This window comes from Devosia sp. Root413D1, from assembly GCF_001425235.1.
In the GTDB taxonomy this organism is placed as follows: domain Bacteria; phylum Pseudomonadota; class Alphaproteobacteria; order Rhizobiales; family Devosiaceae; genus Devosia_A.
Genome location: NZ_LMEA01000001.1, coordinates 286752 through 301549, shown reverse-complemented (window position 1 = coordinate 301549; position 14798 = coordinate 286752). Strand labels below are relative to the sequence as shown.

Below are 14798 nucleotides of genomic sequence, written 5' to 3'. Positions count from 1 at the left end.
CGAGCGCTTTCGGGAAAAGTTGTGAGACTTTTCTGGTTCGAAAGCGTGACTGATAGAAGGAATCAGCAAGTCTGATTGGAAGTTTGAGGGGCCGCGATCTACTAGAGATCGCGGCCCTTTCGTTTGTAGCGAGCTTCTGATGTCCGACGTGGTTTTCCGCCCCTTTGCGTGGTCCGACGTACCTGAGATCACCGCCATCTACCGGCCCTATGTCGAGGAGACAGTGATCACCTTCGAGACCGAGGTGCCCTCAGAGACCGATATGGCCGAGCGCTTCGGCAAGCTCAAGGCGCTGGGTCACCCGCTGATCGTCGCCGAGCGGGCCGGCGAGGTGCTGGGCTATGCCTATGCCTCGTTCTACCGGCCGCGGGCGGCTTACCGCTTCACCTGCGAGGATTCGATCTACCTGCGGCAGGATGCGGTCGGGCAGGGGATCGGTGGGCGGCTGCTGGATGAGCTAATGGCGCAGAGCCGGGCCGCCGGGTTCAAGCAGATGATCGCGGTGATCACCGCCGAGCGCGCCAATTCGGTGCGCCTGCACGAGAAAGCCGGCTTCCGTCATGTCGGGCGCTACGAGGCGGTGGGCTACAAGTTCGACCGCTGGCTGGATATCGTGCACCTGCAGAAGGCGCTGTGAGGCTTCGTGACGACCGGCGAGGAACGGATCTTCCAGTGTGCGCGCGACGTGCTGTGGGTGATCCTCGAGCAGCCCTCGCCGACGCTCAAGGACCTGGCCGAAGTGCTGGATCGGCTGGCCGTCGCATACGCAGACGCGCCGGCGGGTGAGTTCACCGACAACGCTACGGAACGACCCTCGCAAGAGCTGAGAGAACCGATCGCTGCGAGATTTTCGCTTGGGCTGTACGTCGACGCAGATCCCATGGATTTCGACTTCACCGAACTGGTCGGCGATGGCATCGACGATCTGGTCGATATTGCCGGCCAGATGCAGGACCTGCTTTGGATCCGCGACGAGCTGGGGGCGGATGACGCGCTCTACCATTTGCATTTGCTCGCCTTCCACTGGATGGGGCATCTGCGCAGCCTGAGCCGCTACCTGCATGTTTTGCGCTACGGCAGCGCCTCTTACGACGTAGCCGCGCGGGCCGCTGGGTCTTTTTGAGGGCACCACACCCGCCCACCCACGGTGGGGGAAGCTCGGGGCTAGTCGGATAACGGCTGGGTTAGAGCCGCTTCTCCATCGGGTAGCACAGCATGCCGCGGTCGGCTTCCGCCGGGGCGGCATCCTGCCAGCCATTGGCGAGGTAGAAGCGGTGGGCGGTGCCTGTGCTGGTGAGCCTCGCGACGTTGGCGCCGGATTGGCGGATGTGCTCCTCGAGAGCGGCGAGCAGGGCCTTGCTGACGCCGCGGAAGCGGTGGGCCGGGGCGACGTAGTTGAGGCCGATCTCATCAGGGCCGGTTAAGCAGCCGACCGCGGCGATCTCGCCATCGCGCTCTGCGACAAGGAACCGGGCGCCGGGGCGTTCGAGCATTTTCAGCACCATCTCGGGCGTCTTGTTGCGGAGCCACCCGGCGAGGATTTCGGCATCGTCGCGGTGGTCGGCAGTGCAGAGGTCGCGGATCGAGGCGGTGAGCACGGCGCTCATCGCCGCGGCGTCCGCCGGCACGGCCGGGCGGATGGTGATCATTTGACCAGCGCGAGCTCCAGGACGCGGAGTACGGTCGTGAGGTCGTGGCCGCGCTTCAGGATGCGGCCATCCTGGCTCAATACCATGTACTGGCCCTGCTTGAGGCGCAGCCTGGGGTTCTTCTCGACCACGTAGAGCGGGCGCTCGGAGGCGCGCTTGTAGATCGAGAACAGCGCGCGGTCGCGCAGGAAGTCGATCGCATAGTCGCGCCACTCACCATCGACGACCTTGCGGCCATAGAGGTTGAGGATGGTCTGGAGTTCCTTGCGGTCGAAGGTGACCGCAGGCACGAAGCGGTTATGATTGGCCGGCTGAAGATCGGCGGGACCAGGGCTCGCGGCTGCCGCGAAATCGATGAGTAGCCCTGATCCAGACTGCTCGGGTTCATCCACCATTGATCGGCCTCGTCACCTCGTTGTCATGATCGCGTCATTCGCAACGCTTGGCAAGCCAGTCGGATACATTGCAACGACGGACCGGGGGCCCAGGCATCCGCCGCAGAGATTAACGCAAAATCCCTATTTCGGTCACAATCCCTCCCAGTTGACGCCAGATTGACCCGGCACCTTAGCTCCATTGCCTCCAGTGGCCGGCAAGCGGGCTGACCGAGCCCCCAAACCACGATGCTCGTTTGCCGGCCGCCTCTTACATGCACAGTCATTCTCCTCCCGCCTGCGCAAGCTGGCGGGAGTTTTGTTATGGCGGCGAGCAATTTGATCGATTGTGCAAACGGAGCTGCAAAGCCCCCCAACTACGCTGCCGGACAGCAAGGGAGGCTCTGGTGATCGACAGCGTCTGGGCGCGGCCGGGGGTGAAGTGTGTCTGCGTCGACGGTTCACGACCGATGGCGTCGGTGTTTCCCGGCAAGCCGCCAATAGAGGTCGGCGGCACGTTCCCCGTTACCGGGCAGATCTACACTATCGAGTCAGTCGTCTGGCATGTGTCGGGCCTGCCATGGGTGGGAGATTTCCTCGGTGTGCACCTGATGGAAATCAACCGTGAGCCCGGCGGAATGACCGGCATGGTCGTGCCCTACCGCATCGAGCGTTTCCGTCCGCTGGTTGACGACAGCCGAGAAAGAGACCTGGCGCTGTTCACGCCGCTGCTCGACCCCGAAGAGGTCGAGGGCTGATCAGCGGGTGAAGCTGGCGGCGCCGACGATCGGGCCGGGCAGGCCGGCGTGATCCTGCTGGATGAGGATGACGGCGCCGTTGGAGCGGCCGGTCAGCACTTCGGCGAGCGGCAGGGTGAGTTCGGCTCCGGCATCGGCTTTCCACATCCCCAGCACCTGGCGACCGGTGACGATCTGCGTGTAGGCCACCTGTTTGCCCTCGTTCTCGCCGCGCTCGATGGTGACATCGGCCCGATCGAGGAAGGTGATGAGCCAGATCATCGCGTCGGCCTCGCCGGCCTTTGGCGGCACCGACACCTGCAGCATGTCGTCGGACGCCTCGGTGAGCTTGACGTCGAGCGGCAGGCTGGCGCCACCGAGAGCGGTGTTGACCGCGTCGCGCTTCGAGCCGACGAGGCCGCCCTTGCCGTTGATCACCAGCTGCGGGGTGAAGATGCGTGAGGAACCCCAGCTCTCGGCGTAATCGCGCTGCCGGTCGGAGTTCTCCTTGGTGCCGAAAGTGTCCTCCCAGCCGATATAGTCCCAGTAGTCGACGTGGTAGGCGAGCGCGACGACATCGGGGCGCTTGCCCATCTCATCGAGCATGGCATCGGCCTTCGGGCAGGACTTGCAGCCCTGCGAGGTGAACAGCTCGAGCACGGCTTTGGGCGCAAGCTTGATCTCCCCGGCGAGGGCTGCGGAGATCAGGGCAAACGAAAGGGAGACGCCGCAAAGGATCGAACGAAAAAGCATGGCGACGTTTGTAGGCAGGCGGGTTGTCCCGCGCGAGTCAAATCGGCGCGACTTGCCGTGATAGGGAAAAGGGGGGCGATAAGCTGCGGATTGGACGTATCGAGCGTGTGGATGCACCGGCCGCGCCCCAATCGCCCCCTCGCCCCTCTGGGGAGAGGGCGGCGGATGAGGCTGAAGGCCTCATCCGCGGGGTGAGGGGCGCCAAGCGCTGGGATGGGTGTAGCAGCGGATAGGCCGGTGTGCTTGGCTACCCCTCACCCTGACCCTCTCCCCAGAGGGGAGAGGGGACGATGGGGCGCCGTTCGTGGTCGCCGCTGCTTACGCCGCGACGAGGTTGCGGAGCACGTAGTGCAGGATGCCGCCGTGCTGGTAGTATTCGAGCTCGTTGACCGTATCGATGCGGCAGCGGGTCGAGATTTCCTCGATACGGCCGTCGGCGCGGACGATCTTCACCTTGACGGTGGAGCGCGGGGTCAGGGTGGTGAGGCCCTCGATCGAGACGGACTCGGTGCCGTCGAGGTGCAGCGTCTGCCAGCTCTCGCCCTCGGCGAACTGCAGCGGCAACACGCCCATGCCGATGAGGTTGGAGCGGTGGATGCGCTCAAAGCTCTGGGCGATGACGGCGCGGACGCCGAGCAGGCGGGTGCCCTTGGCGGCCCAGTCACGCGACGAACCGGTGCCGTATTCCTTGCCGGCGAAGATCACCAGCGGGGTGTTCGACTTCTGGTAGGCCATGGCGGCGTCATACATCGCCATGACTTCGCCGGTCGGGCCCTTGGTGAAGCCGCCTTCGACGCCCGGCACCATCTGGTTCTTGATGCGGATATTGGCGAAGGTGCCGCGCATCATCACTTCGTGGTTGCCGCGACGGGCGCCGTAGGAGTTGAAGTCCTTGGGCGCCACCTGGCGCTCGACCAGGTACTTGCCGGCCGGGGTGCCGGCCTTGAACGAACCGGCGGGCGAGATGTGGTCGGTGGTGATCGAGTCGAGGAAGAGGCTCAGGACGCGGGCCTCGTGAATGTCGGTGACCGGCGCCGGCTCCATGGTCAGACCCTCGAAATACGGCGGGTTCTGCACATAGGTGGAGCTGGAATTCCAGCGATAGGTCTCGCCGCCGTCGACGGCGATACCCTGCCAGTTCTCGTCGCCCTTGAACACGTCGGAGTAGCGGCCGAGGAACATCTTTGGGGTGATCACCGTGCGAACGATGTCCGAGATCTCCTGGTTGGTCGGCCAGATGTCCTTGAGATAGACGGGCTGACCGTCCGAACCGGTGCCGAGCGGCTCGGTCGCAACGTTGATGTTCATCGAACCGGCGATGGCATAGGCAACGACCAGCGGCGGCGAGGCCAGGTAGTTGGCGCGCACGTCGGGGTTCACCCGGCCTTCGAAGTTGCGGTTGCCCGAGAGCACCGAGGCGGCGACGAGGTCGTTGGCGTTGATGCATTCCGAGATGGCTTCCGGCAGCGGGCCGGAATTGCCGATACAGGTGGTGCAGCCATAGCCGACAAGGTTGAAGCCGAGCGCGTCGAGATCGGCCGAGAGGCCGGCGGCGTTCAGGTAGTCGGTCACCACCTGCGAGCCCGGCGCCAGCGAGGTCTTGACCCACGGCTTCGACGTCAGGCCCCTGGCGCGCGCCTTGCGGGCGACGAGGCCCGCGGCGATCAGCACGTTGGGGTTCGAGGTGTTGGTGCACGAGGTGATGGCGGCGATCACCACGTGACCGTCGTCGATGCTGAACTTCTCGCCGCGCACCGGGAAGGCGGCTTCCTCGGGAATGTCGTCGACGCCGGTAGCGCCTTCATCGACGAAGCGGCTCTCGCCCTTCGACTCGGGCAAAGCGGTACGCTCCTTGCGGCCGCCGGCGAGGTCTTTCATCGCTTCGGCGAATTTCGGCGCGGCATCGACCAGCGAGACGCGGTCCTGCGGGCGCTTCGGGCCGGAGAGCGAAGGAACGACAGTGGTGAGGTCGAGCGACAGCGTGTCGGTGAACAGCGGATCGGCGCTGTCGGTGGTGCGGTACATGCCCTGGGCCTCGGAATAGGCCTTCACCAGCGCGACGCGGTCGGCATCGCGGCCGGAGGTCTCGAGGTAGGTCAGGGTGTCCGAGTCGACCGGGAAGAAGCCGCAGGTGGCGCCGTATTCGGGGGCCATGTTGGCGATGGTCGCCTGGTCTTCGAGGCTGAGGTAATCGAGGCCCGGGCCGTAGAACTCGACGAACTTGCCGACCACGCCTTTCTTGCGCAGCATCTCGGTGACGGTGAGCACCAGGTCGGTGGCGGTGATGCCCTCGTTGATCTTGCCGGTCAGCTTGAAGCCGATGACTTCGGGGATCAGCATGGTGATGGGCTGGCCGAGCATGGCGGCCTCTGCCTCGATGCCGCCAACACCCCAGCCGAGCACGGCGAGGCCGTTGACCATGGTGGTGTGGCTGTCGGTGCCGACGAGCGTATCGGGGTAGGCGTAGAGTTCGCCCGAGGTCTCGTCCTGGCGGGTCCAGACGGTCTGGGCCAGGTATTCGAGGTTCACCTGGTGGCAGATGCCGGTGCCGGGCGGCACGACGCGGAAGTTGTCGAAGGCTTTCTGGCCCCAGCGCAGGAACTCGTAGCGCTCGCCGTTGCGCTCGTATTCGAGGTCGACGTTCTGCAGGAAGCTCAGCGGGGTGCCGAACGAGTCGACCATCACCGAGTGGTCGATGACCAGGTCGACCGGCACCAGCGGGTTGATCTTCTGCGGATCGGCGCCGAGCTTGGCGGTGGCGTCACGCATGGCGGCGAGATCGACCACGGCGGGGACGCCGGTAAAATCCTGCATCAGCACGCGGGCCGGGCGATAGGAGATTTCGTGCTCGGAGATGCGGGTGCGCAGCCAGTCGGCGACGGCCTCGATATCGGCGCGGGTGACGGTGACGCCGTCCTCGAAGCGGAGCAGGTTCTCCAGCACCACCTTCATCGAGTGCGGCAGCTGCGAGACACCCTTCAGACCGTTCTGTTCCGCCAGCGGAATGGAGAAGTAGCTGTAGGTCTTGTCCCCGACGGTGATCGTGGTTCTGGACTTGAAGCTGTCGAGGGATTTCGAGGTCACGGGTGTCGCCTTCACGCGCTGGTGTTGCAAGGCGCCGCCCGGTCCTGACGCCGGACCGTAAAGGCCCGGGAGACCGGGGGCAGAGGTCGTCTGACTGGAAGCATTCCAATCTAGCGCTGGCTTATAGAGAAACTACATGACGCTTGCCAGTGGTCACTTGGGTTCATTAGGCATGGCGGCCATGAACCAGCCGCTGCCCGTTTCCGAGGCCTTTCACCCGCAGCTGAGCGTCAGCGGCCTCACCGTGCGGCGTGGCGAGCGGCTGCTGTTCGCCGATCTGCAGTTCGAGCTTCGGCCCGGCGGGGTGCTGCTGCTGCGCGGCCCGAACGGGGTGGGCAAGTCGACACTGCTGCTGGCGCTGGCCGGAATCGTGCGGCCGGACGCGGGGACGATCGCCGGGGCGGAGCGCACCGAGTTGCACCTCCTCAACTACCAGAGCGGGCTCAAGGGGCGCCTGACGGTCAGCGAGAACCTCAAATTCTGGCAGGCGATGAACGGGGCGAACGGCCTGACGGTCGCAGCGGCGCTGGACGCCGTCGGCATCGGCGGGCTCGGCGTGCTGGAGGCGGGGTACCTCTCATCGGGGCAGCTGAGGCGCCTGGCGCTGGCGCGGCTCTTGGTCAGCGCGCGGCCGATCTGGTTGCTGGATGAGCCGAGCGCGGCGCTCGACGCCGAGGGCGAGGCGCTGCTCGGCCGGCTGATCGATGCGCATCGGGGGCGTGGCGGCATCGCGGTGGTCGCAACCCACCATGACCTGCCGCTCACCGACCAGGCCGGGGTCGAGACGCTGATCCTCGGAGGCGCGGCATGAGCGCCTTCCGGGCCCTGATCGGGCGCGACCTCAAGCTGGCGTTCCGGGCTGGCGGCGAGGCGCTGACGCTGGTGCTGTTCTTCGTCATGGTGGCGGTGATCGTGCCGTTCGCCATCGGGCCGGACCGGCCGCAGCTGACCCGGCTGGCGCCGGGGATCGTGTGGATCGCGGCGTTCCTCTCGATGCTGCTGGGGCTCGACCGGTTGTTCCGCAACGATGACGAGGATGGTTCGCTCACCCTGCTGCGGCACGCCGGCCTGCCGCTCGAAGCGGTGGTTGCCGCAAAAGTGATTGCGCATTGGCTGATGACGGCGCTGCCGCTGCTCTTGGCGACGCCGGTGCTGGCGCTGCTGCTGTCGATGTCATGGGCGCAATGGGGGCAGACGGTGCTGGCTTTGCTGATCGGCACGCCGGCGCTGGTGAGCTTTGGGGCGCTGGGCGCCGCGGTAACGGTGGGGCTGAGGCGCGGCGGGCTGATCGCGCCGGTGCTGATCCTGCCGCTGTCGATCCCGATCATGATCTTCGGGGTGGGGATGATGGATCCGCTCGCCGGCAGTGGCGCGACATTGTTCCTCATTGCCTTGAGCCTCGTGGTGACGGCCTTCTCACCTTTCGCGGCTGCGCTTGCCTTGCGCGTGGCCGGGGAATAGAGCGAACGCCATGTCTGTCGATACCGTCAAACAACCCAACTGGTTCAGCCGCCTGGCGCATCCGGGGCAGTTTCTCGCCTGGTCGCGTTACCTGATCTGGCCGTTGGCCATCGCCACCGGGCTCAGCTTTGCCATCGGCCTCTGGTTCGCCTTCTTCAACTCGCCCGAGGACTACCAGATGGGCGACATGGTGCGCGTCATGTACGTGCACGTGCCGAACGCCTGGCTGAGCCAGCTGGTCTATGGGGTGATGGCGGTTTCGGCGCTCGGCACCCTGGTGTGGCGGCACCCGCTGGCCGATGTCGCCAACAAGGCGGCGGCGCCGCTTGGTGCCGTGTTTACCGCACTGGCGCTCTACACCGGCTCGCTCTGGGGCCGGCCGACCTGGGGCACGTTCTGGGAATGGGACGGGCGGATGACCTCGACCTTGGTGCTGCTGTTGATCTATCTCGGCATCATCGCGCTGTGGCGGGCGTTCGACGACCAGCTGAAGGCCGGGCGGATCATCGCCATCGTGACGCTGGTGGGGGCGCTGAACATCCCGGTGATCAAGTTCTCGGTCGATTGGTGGAACACCCTGCACCAGCCGGCGAGCGTCTTCACCAAGGATGGCCCGAAGATGCCGGGCTCGATCCTGACGCCGCTCTTGGTGATGATGCTGGCCTTCACGCTGCTGTTCGCCCTCTTGCAGGTGGTGCGGATGCGGACCGAGATATTGCGCCGCCGGGCCGAGACGTTGAGCCGGCAGGCTGCCTTGCAAGGGGTTGCCAAGTGATCGGAGATGGCGCGCATATCGAATTCATCGCCTGGGCCTATGTCGGGGTGGCAGTGCTGACAGTGGCGCTGGTCGCCTATGTGGTCTGGGACTCGGTCAGGGTCGATGCCCGGCTCAAGGCGCTCGACAAGGCGGGCATCCGCCGCCGTTCGGACGAGAGCAAGCGTTGAAGCGTATTCTCCTCGCGGTCTTGCCGCTGCTGCTGCTGGTGGGATTGGTTGCGGTGTTCGCGCTGAACATGGATCGCGACCCCAGCCTGGTGCGCTCGGTGCTGATCAACAAGCCAGCGCCGGCCTTTGCCTTGCCGGCGGTGGCCGGCACCGGGGTCGAGGGGTTCGATACCGCCACGCTCGAGGGCGAGGTGACAGTGGTCAACGTGTTCGCCAGCTGGTGTATTCCGTGCCGCGAGGAACATCCGCTGCTCGAGCGGCTCAAGGCCGAGACCGGAGTGCGCATCTTCGGCATCAACCAGAAGGATGCGCCGGAAAACGCGGTGGCGTTCCTCACCGAACTGGGCAACCCGTACCAGCGGATCGGCGGTGACGCCGACAACCGGGTGTCGATCGACTGGGGCGTCTATGGCGTGCCGGAGACCTTCGTCGTCAATGCGGCGGGGGTGATCACCTTCAAGCACGTCGGGCCGATCTCGCCGGATTCGCTGGAAAGGGAAGTGATCCCGGCGATCGAGAAGGCCAAAGCGGGCTGAACCAACGGCTAAGGTCGGGAACTTCCGCCGACCAACGCACATTCTTCCTCTACCGCCTCAAGCGGCGCAGGAGCATTTCGACGTTCTGGTGAACGACGAAACGCTCCACGTCTTTGATTCATCGCGCTTTCGAACCGGAAAAGTCTGCAACTTTTCCTGAAAGCGCTCAACTGAGGAGAGACACCATGCAAACCAGTTCCAGCCTGCGTTTCGTCGAGCAGGGCATGCGCGTGTTCGACCGCGAGCACCATGAGATCGGCAAGGTCGATTGGGTGCAGTTCGGTGACGATGATCCCGATACCCCGGAAGTCGAGGCGAGCGGGACCTCCGGCCGGCGGACCGACGATACGCTGTTCGACGTGATCGCTCGAGCCTTCACCGACGACAATGTGCCCGAGGAGGTCCGCGACCGCCTGGTGCACCAGGGCTTCGTCAGGATCGATGCCGACGGGCTGTTCGCCGCGGATCGCTACGTCATGCCGGAGCAGACGGCTACAAGACCCCGGCCTATGGCATCACCCGCATCACCACGCTGTCGGGCGATCCGATCTATGACGCGGATTCCGAGCCGCAGCAGGAGCGCGTGCCTGATGCATAGTGGAAGCAAGCGGTCGGGTCGACTTTCAGCAATGCATCGTACTCCTCCCTCCCCCTTGCGGGGAGGGATCAAGGGTGGGGGGCCACAGCCACCGGCGTCTGAGAAATCAAGGCAGCGGGTCCATCGGGGGGATGACCTCGATGGGCTGCTTGGGGTCGGCGGCATACTTGGTGAGGAGCGGCAGCTGCATCATCGAGAAGACGATGGTGATCGGCATCACCGCCCAGAGCTTGAAGCCGGCATAGAACTTGTCGGCCGCGTCAGGGTCGGTGAAGAACAGGCTCGAGCCGCGCCAGGCGAACTCGTTCAGCGCAGCGAGGAGGAAGAAGAACAGCCCCCAGCGCATGGTCATCACCTGCCAGCCCTTGGGCTGCAGGTGGTAGACCTCGCCGAACACGTATTTCAGCAGCGACTGGCCGAACACCAGCCCGCCGAGCAGGGTGGCGCCGAACAGCGAGTTGACGATGGTCGGCTTGATCTTGATGAACATCGAATCCTGCAGCAGCAGGGTCAGCGTGCCGAAGATCAGGACGACGATCAGCGTCACCAGCGGCATCACCGCGACGCGCTTGAACACCAGCCAGGAAATCCCCAGCGAGATCACCATGGCGACCATGAACGGCGCGGTGGCGAAGATGATCGGGCTCGCAAACATCGAGCGCAGCGCCGGGCTGGCATCGAGCCAGCTCTCACCGAACGTGGTGCAGATAAAGAAGATCAGCAGCGGGCCGATCTCCAGCCCGATGCGGATCAGCTGCGGACGCAGCTCCGCCCAGTTCACTTCGGCGTCTTTGGTCTCTTCGGTCATTCTGCGGTCCTTGCGATCGCGGCGGCGAAGTCGCGCGCTGCGAACGCCTCTAGATTGTCGACGCCTTCACCGACACCGATGAAGTGCACGGGCAGGGCGAACTTGCGAGCAATGGCGACGAGAATGCCGCCGCGCGCCGTGCCATCGAGCTTGGTCATCACCAGGCCGGTGACGCCGGCACGTTTGCCGAAGATTTCGACCTGATTAAGGGCGTTCTGGCCGGTAGTAGCGTCGAGGGTGAGAAGCGTCGCATGCGGCGCCGACGGTTCGACCTTCTTGATGACGCGGATGATCTTTTCGAGCTCGCTCATCAGCTCGTCGCGGTTCTGCAGCCGGCCGGCGGTATCGATGATCAGGATGTCGGCGCCCTCGGCCTTAGCGCGCTCCACTGCCTCGTAGGCGAGGCCGGAGGCGTCGGAGCCGGCGGGCTTGGTGACGACCGGAGCGCCGGTGCGCTCGCCCCAGACCTGCAGCTGCTCGATGGCCGCGGCGCGGAAGGTATCGCCGGCGGCGAGCATCACCCTCTTGCCTTGCGCGCCATAGAGGCTCGCGAGCTTGCCGATGGTGGTGGTCTTGCCGGTGCCGTTCACTCCGACCATCAGGATGACGTAGGGTTTGGTGCCGGCATCGATGAGCAGCGGCTGGGCCACCGGCTCCAGCACCTTGACGATCTCAGTCGCCAGCACGTCGCGCACTTCGTCGGAACTGATGTCGCGATCGAAGCGGTCGCGGCGCAGCGCCTCGGTGACGTCGGTCGCCATGTCGACGCCGAAATCGGACTGGATCAGGATGTCCTCGAGGTCATCGAGCATCGCCTGATCGAGCTTCTTCTTGGTGAAGACCGCGGCGATCGAACCGGTGAGCTGATCGGAGGAACGCTTCAGCCCGGAGGCGAGGCGCTGCAGCCAATTCTGCTTTTTCGGCGGTTCGGCGGGAGCGGCGGGGACCGGGACCGGCAGAACCGGCGCCGGTTCGGGCGCCTGCTGCTCCTCGACCTCTTCGATATAAGCGGGGGTGGCCTCAGGTGGGCCGGCCGGCGGCTCGGAGCCGGTATCGGTCGGTGGACCTTCAATGGTCTGGCCGGCTTCGTGCAGCGCCTCCTCGAGGGCGATCTCCTGATCGGGCGGCAGGACGAGTGGCGCGGCCTCGACGATGTCATCGAGGATGATGTCGGCGACGAGTTCGTCTTCGACGGACGGCTCGGGCTCAGCCGGCGGCTCGGGCGGGGCCGGCGGCGCCTCGGGCGTGACCAGCTCGCCGGCCTCGTGCATCGCCTCCTCGAGAGCGATCTCTTGGTCGGGTGGCAGGACCAGCGGCGCGGCCTCGACGATGTCGTCGAGGATGATGTCGGCGACCAGCTCGTCCTCGACGGTGGGCTCGGGCTCGGCAGGCGGCTCCGGCGGCGCCGGCGGCGCGTCCGGCGTGATCAGCAGGCCGGCCTCGTGCATCGCCTCTTCGAGAGCGATCTCCTGATCGGGCGGCAGCACCAGCGGAGCGGCTTCGACCACTTCGTCGAGGACGATGTCGGCTTCAAGTTCCTCGGCGACGCTGTGCTCCGGCGGCGGGGTCGGAGCTGGCTTGTCGCCGCCGCCGAACAGGCGCTGGAAGAAGCCTTTTTTCTTTTGCTCGGCCATCAGGCTGCGGACCTCAGTGCTTCGCCGACGAGGTTGCCATTGGCGAAATGGGTAATACGGGCGGGTACGATTTCTCCCGGCAGATGACCCGGCAATGAACAGGTGACGAACTGCTCCTGCCGGCCGATGCCGTCCTTTTCGATCAGCACGTTCTCGACCATGCCGATGCGGGACAGCGCCAGCTTCTCGTACTGGGTTTCACCGACGGCGCGGAGCTGCGCGGCGCGCGCCCTGGCGGTCCGTCCATCGACCTGCGGCATGCGCGCCGCAGGCGTGCCGGGACGCGGGCTATAGGGGAAGACGTGCAGGTAAGTGAGTTCGGCCTCGGTGACGAAGCTCAGCGAGTTCTCGAACATCTCGTCGGTCTCGGTGGGGAAGCCGGCGATGATGTCGGCGCCGAAGACGATATCGGGGCGGAGCGAGCGGAGCTTTGCCACCACCTCCAGCGCCTCGCTGCGCGAGTGGCGGCGCTTCATGCGCTTCAAAATCATGTCGTCGCCGGACTGCAGGCTGAGATGCAGATGCGGCATCAGTCGGCGGTCGGACGCTATGGCGTCATAGAAGGCCGGGTCGGCCTCGATCGAATCGATCGACGAAATGCGCAGCCGCGGCAGGTCGGGGACGTGGCGGAGGATCTGCTGGGTGAGCTTGCCCAGCGTCGGGGTGCCCGGCAGGTCGGGGCCGTAAGAGGTGATATCGACGCCGGTGAGCACGACCTCGCGATAACCGTTGCCGACCAGCTTCTTGATCTGCTCGACCACGAGACCCATCGGCACCGAGCGCGACGGCCCGCGGCCAAACGGGATGATGCAGAAGGTGCAGCGATGGTCGCAGCCGTTCTGCACCTGGACGAAGGCGCGGGCCCGGCCATCCATGCCCTCGATCAGGTGCGCGGCGGTTTCGCGCACGCTCATGATGTCGTTGACCTGCACCTTGTCGTTGAGCGGCAAGCCGAATGCTATGGGAGCATAGCTTTCCGCCTTCAGCTTGTCGGCATTGCCGATGACCAGGTCGACCTCGGCCATATCGCCGAAGCTGCGGGCCTCGGTCTGCGCGGCGCAGCCGGTGACGATGATGCGGCGCTCGGGATTGTCGCGCTTGGCCTTGCGGATGGCTTGCTTGGCCTGCCTGACCGCTTCGGAGGTTACGGCGCAGGTGTTGATGATGATGGTGTTGTCGAGTCCGGCCTTTTCCGCCTCGGCCTTCATCACTTCGCCTTCATAGGCGTTGAGGCGGCAGCCGAAGGTCAGGGTTTCGATGGACATCAGGCCGAGACCTGAGCGGTCGAAATCTGGCTGGAGTCCTGATCGCGCCGCCAGCTACCGGTGAACGGCTCGAAGCTGCCGGAGAATTCGAACTCGGCCGGGCCGGTGAGCAGCACGTGGTCGTCGGCGCGCCATTCGATGACGAGATCGCCGCCGGGCAGGGTCACCGTGGCCTTGCGGCCGGTGCGATGGGTACGGGCGCCGTTGACCAGCGCGGCGCAGGCGGCGGTGCCGCAGGCCCGGGTCAGGCCGGCGCCGCGCTCCCAGGTCCTGAGGATAATGTGATCGGGCGCCACCACCTGGGCGATCGAGATATTGGCGCGCTCGGGGAAGATCGGATGGTTCTCGAGCAGCGGGCCGAAGCGATCGAGCGCGTAGTTGCCGACATCGTCCTCGACCCAGAAGGTGGCGTGCGGGTTGCCCATCGAGGCGACCGACGGGGTGTGGAGGATCGGCGCATCGATCGGTCCGATCTGCAGCTCGATGCCGGTGGTATCGTAGAATTCCTCGGCCAGCGGGATCTCTTCCCAGCCGAAGCGGGGCTTGCCCATATCGACGGTGATTGAGCCATCCGGATGCTCGTCACCGGTGAGGATGCCGGCGAGGGTCTCGAAGACGAAGTGCTTTTCTCCCGTCTCGGCGCTCAGCGCCTGGACGACGCAGCGCATGCCGTTGCCGCAGGCCTGGGCCAGCGAGCCATCGGAGTTGATGATCTCGATATAGTGGGCGGTGCCGGGGGTGCGTGGATCATGGATGGCCATGATCTGATCGTACTTGGTAGCCGGGTCGGCATTGAGGGCGACGGCAGCCGCCGGGGTGATGCGATCGGCACGGCCGCGCATGTCGGCGACGATGATCTCGTTGCCGAGCCCGTTCATCTTGAGGAATGGGGCGGTGGACATGGGCCTGACCTGCTGGGTCTCAGTTGAGGCTGTATATGGCGGAACTGACACG

Annotated in this window: 17 protein-coding genes; 8 read left to right on the top strand and 9 right to left on the bottom strand. The window is 65.4% G+C overall.

Annotated elements, in window-relative coordinates; all coding sequences use genetic code 11:
- Positions 1-139: 139 nt before the first annotated feature.
- Entirely contained in the window at positions 140-637 is a 498-nt protein-coding gene (locus ASC89_RS01465) for a GNAT family N-acetyltransferase (RefSeq protein ID WP_055994058.1), read from the top strand.
- Positions 638-643: 6 nt separating this feature from the next.
- On the top strand, positions 644-1123 hold the full coding sequence (locus ASC89_RS01460) for a hypothetical protein (RefSeq protein WP_055994056.1): 480 nt from the start codon (positions 644-646) through the stop codon (positions 1121-1123).
- A 61-nt stretch (positions 1124-1184) separates the two neighbouring features.
- Here ASC89_RS01460 and ASC89_RS01455 read toward each other — a convergent pair whose 3' ends face one another.
- Positions 1185-1649, bottom strand: a complete 465-nt coding sequence (locus ASC89_RS01455) for a GNAT family N-acetyltransferase (RefSeq protein ID WP_156384457.1) — start codon at positions 1647-1649, stop codon at positions 1185-1187.
- Positions 1646-2044, bottom strand: coding sequence for a DUF2794 domain-containing protein (locus ASC89_RS01450; protein ID WP_082527857.1), 399 nt, complete (start codon positions 2042-2044; stop codon positions 1646-1648). The genes ASC89_RS01455 and ASC89_RS01450 overlap by 4 nt, the downstream gene beginning before the upstream one ends.
- Positions 2045-2430: 386 nt before the next feature.
- Here ASC89_RS01450 and ASC89_RS01445 point away from each other — a divergent pair, with 386 nt between their 5' ends.
- The gene (locus ASC89_RS01445) at positions 2431-2781 is read left to right on the top strand and encodes a hypothetical protein (RefSeq protein ID WP_156384456.1); all 351 of its coding nucleotides are present in this window, start codon (positions 2431-2433) and stop codon (positions 2779-2781) included.
- Here the strand turns inward: ASC89_RS01445 and ASC89_RS01440 are convergent, their stop codons facing one another.
- Positions 2782-3513, bottom strand: a complete 732-nt coding sequence (locus ASC89_RS01440; protein ID WP_055874856.1) for a thioredoxin family protein — start codon at positions 3511-3513, stop codon at positions 2782-2784. It abuts the gene before it with no gap.
- Between the two features lie 318 nt (positions 3514-3831).
- Positions 3832-6597 (bottom strand): aconitate hydratase AcnA, encoded by a 2766-nt coding sequence (gene acnA, locus ASC89_RS01435; RefSeq protein WP_055994054.1) that lies wholly within the window; start codon positions 6595-6597, stop codon positions 3832-3834.
- Positions 6598-6769: 172 nt separating this feature from the next.
- Between acnA and ccmA the strand changes: the two genes are divergently transcribed.
- Genes ccmA through ASC89_RS01415 form a run of 5 tightly spaced genes read left to right on the top strand, consistent with a single transcriptional unit; the run spans position 6770 to position 9539 of the window.
- Complete coding sequence (ccmA, locus tag ASC89_RS01430) at positions 6770-7408, top strand: heme ABC exporter ATP-binding protein CcmA (RefSeq protein ID WP_244488373.1); 639 nt, start codon at positions 6770-6772, stop codon at positions 7406-7408.
- Positions 7405-8058, top strand: a complete 654-nt coding sequence (gene ccmB, locus ASC89_RS01425; RefSeq protein WP_055994052.1) for a heme exporter protein CcmB — start codon at positions 7405-7407, stop codon at positions 8056-8058. Before ccmA ends, ccmB begins: the two co-directional genes overlap by 4 nt.
- Positions 8059-8068: 10 nt before the next feature.
- Positions 8069-8833 (top strand): heme ABC transporter permease, encoded by a 765-nt coding sequence (locus ASC89_RS01420; RefSeq protein ID WP_055994050.1) that lies wholly within the window; start codon positions 8069-8071, stop codon positions 8831-8833.
- On the top strand, positions 8830-9003 hold the full coding sequence (locus ASC89_RS28350) for a heme exporter protein CcmD (RefSeq protein WP_156384455.1): 174 nt from the start codon (positions 8830-8832) through the stop codon (positions 9001-9003). Before ASC89_RS01420 ends, ASC89_RS28350 begins: the two co-directional genes overlap by 4 nt.
- Positions 9000-9539 carry a DsbE family thiol:disulfide interchange protein gene (locus tag ASC89_RS01415; RefSeq protein ID WP_055994048.1) on the top strand — a complete coding sequence of 180 codons (540 nt, stop codon included), beginning with the start codon at positions 9000-9002 and terminating at the stop codon, positions 9537-9539. The genes ASC89_RS28350 and ASC89_RS01415 overlap by 4 nt, the downstream gene beginning before the upstream one ends.
- 8 nt (positions 9540-9547) lie before the next feature.
- Here ASC89_RS01415 and ASC89_RS28345 read toward each other — a convergent pair whose 3' ends face one another.
- The 5 genes from ASC89_RS28345 to dapF all read right to left on the bottom strand — a co-directional run bounded on the left by ASC89_RS28345 (position 9548) and on the right by dapF (position 14746).
- Positions 9548-9961 carry a hypothetical protein gene (locus ASC89_RS28345; RefSeq protein ID WP_156384454.1) on the bottom strand — a complete coding sequence of 138 codons (414 nt, stop codon included), beginning with the start codon at positions 9959-9961 and terminating at the stop codon, positions 9548-9550.
- Between the two features lie 282 nt (positions 9962-10243).
- Entirely contained in the window at positions 10244-10945 is a 702-nt protein-coding gene (locus tag ASC89_RS01410) for a septation protein A (RefSeq protein WP_055874870.1), read from the bottom strand.
- Positions 10942-12579 carry a signal recognition particle-docking protein FtsY gene (gene ftsY, locus ASC89_RS01405; protein WP_082533122.1) on the bottom strand — a complete coding sequence of 546 codons (1638 nt, stop codon included), beginning with the start codon at positions 12577-12579 and terminating at the stop codon, positions 10942-10944. The genes ASC89_RS01410 and ftsY overlap by 4 nt, the downstream gene beginning before the upstream one ends.
- A complete protein-coding gene (gene mtaB / locus ASC89_RS01400) occupies positions 12579-13844 on the bottom strand; it encodes a tRNA (N(6)-L-threonylcarbamoyladenosine(37)-C(2))-methylthiotransferase MtaB (protein ID WP_055994045.1) in 1266 nt (421 codons plus the stop codon). The genes ftsY and mtaB overlap by 1 nt, the downstream gene beginning before the upstream one ends.
- Positions 13844-14746 carry a diaminopimelate epimerase gene (gene dapF / locus ASC89_RS01395; RefSeq protein ID WP_055994043.1) on the bottom strand — a complete coding sequence of 301 codons (903 nt, stop codon included), beginning with the start codon at positions 14744-14746 and terminating at the stop codon, positions 13844-13846. Before dapF ends, mtaB begins: the two co-directional genes overlap by 1 nt.
- Positions 14747-14798: the final 52 nt, after the last annotated feature.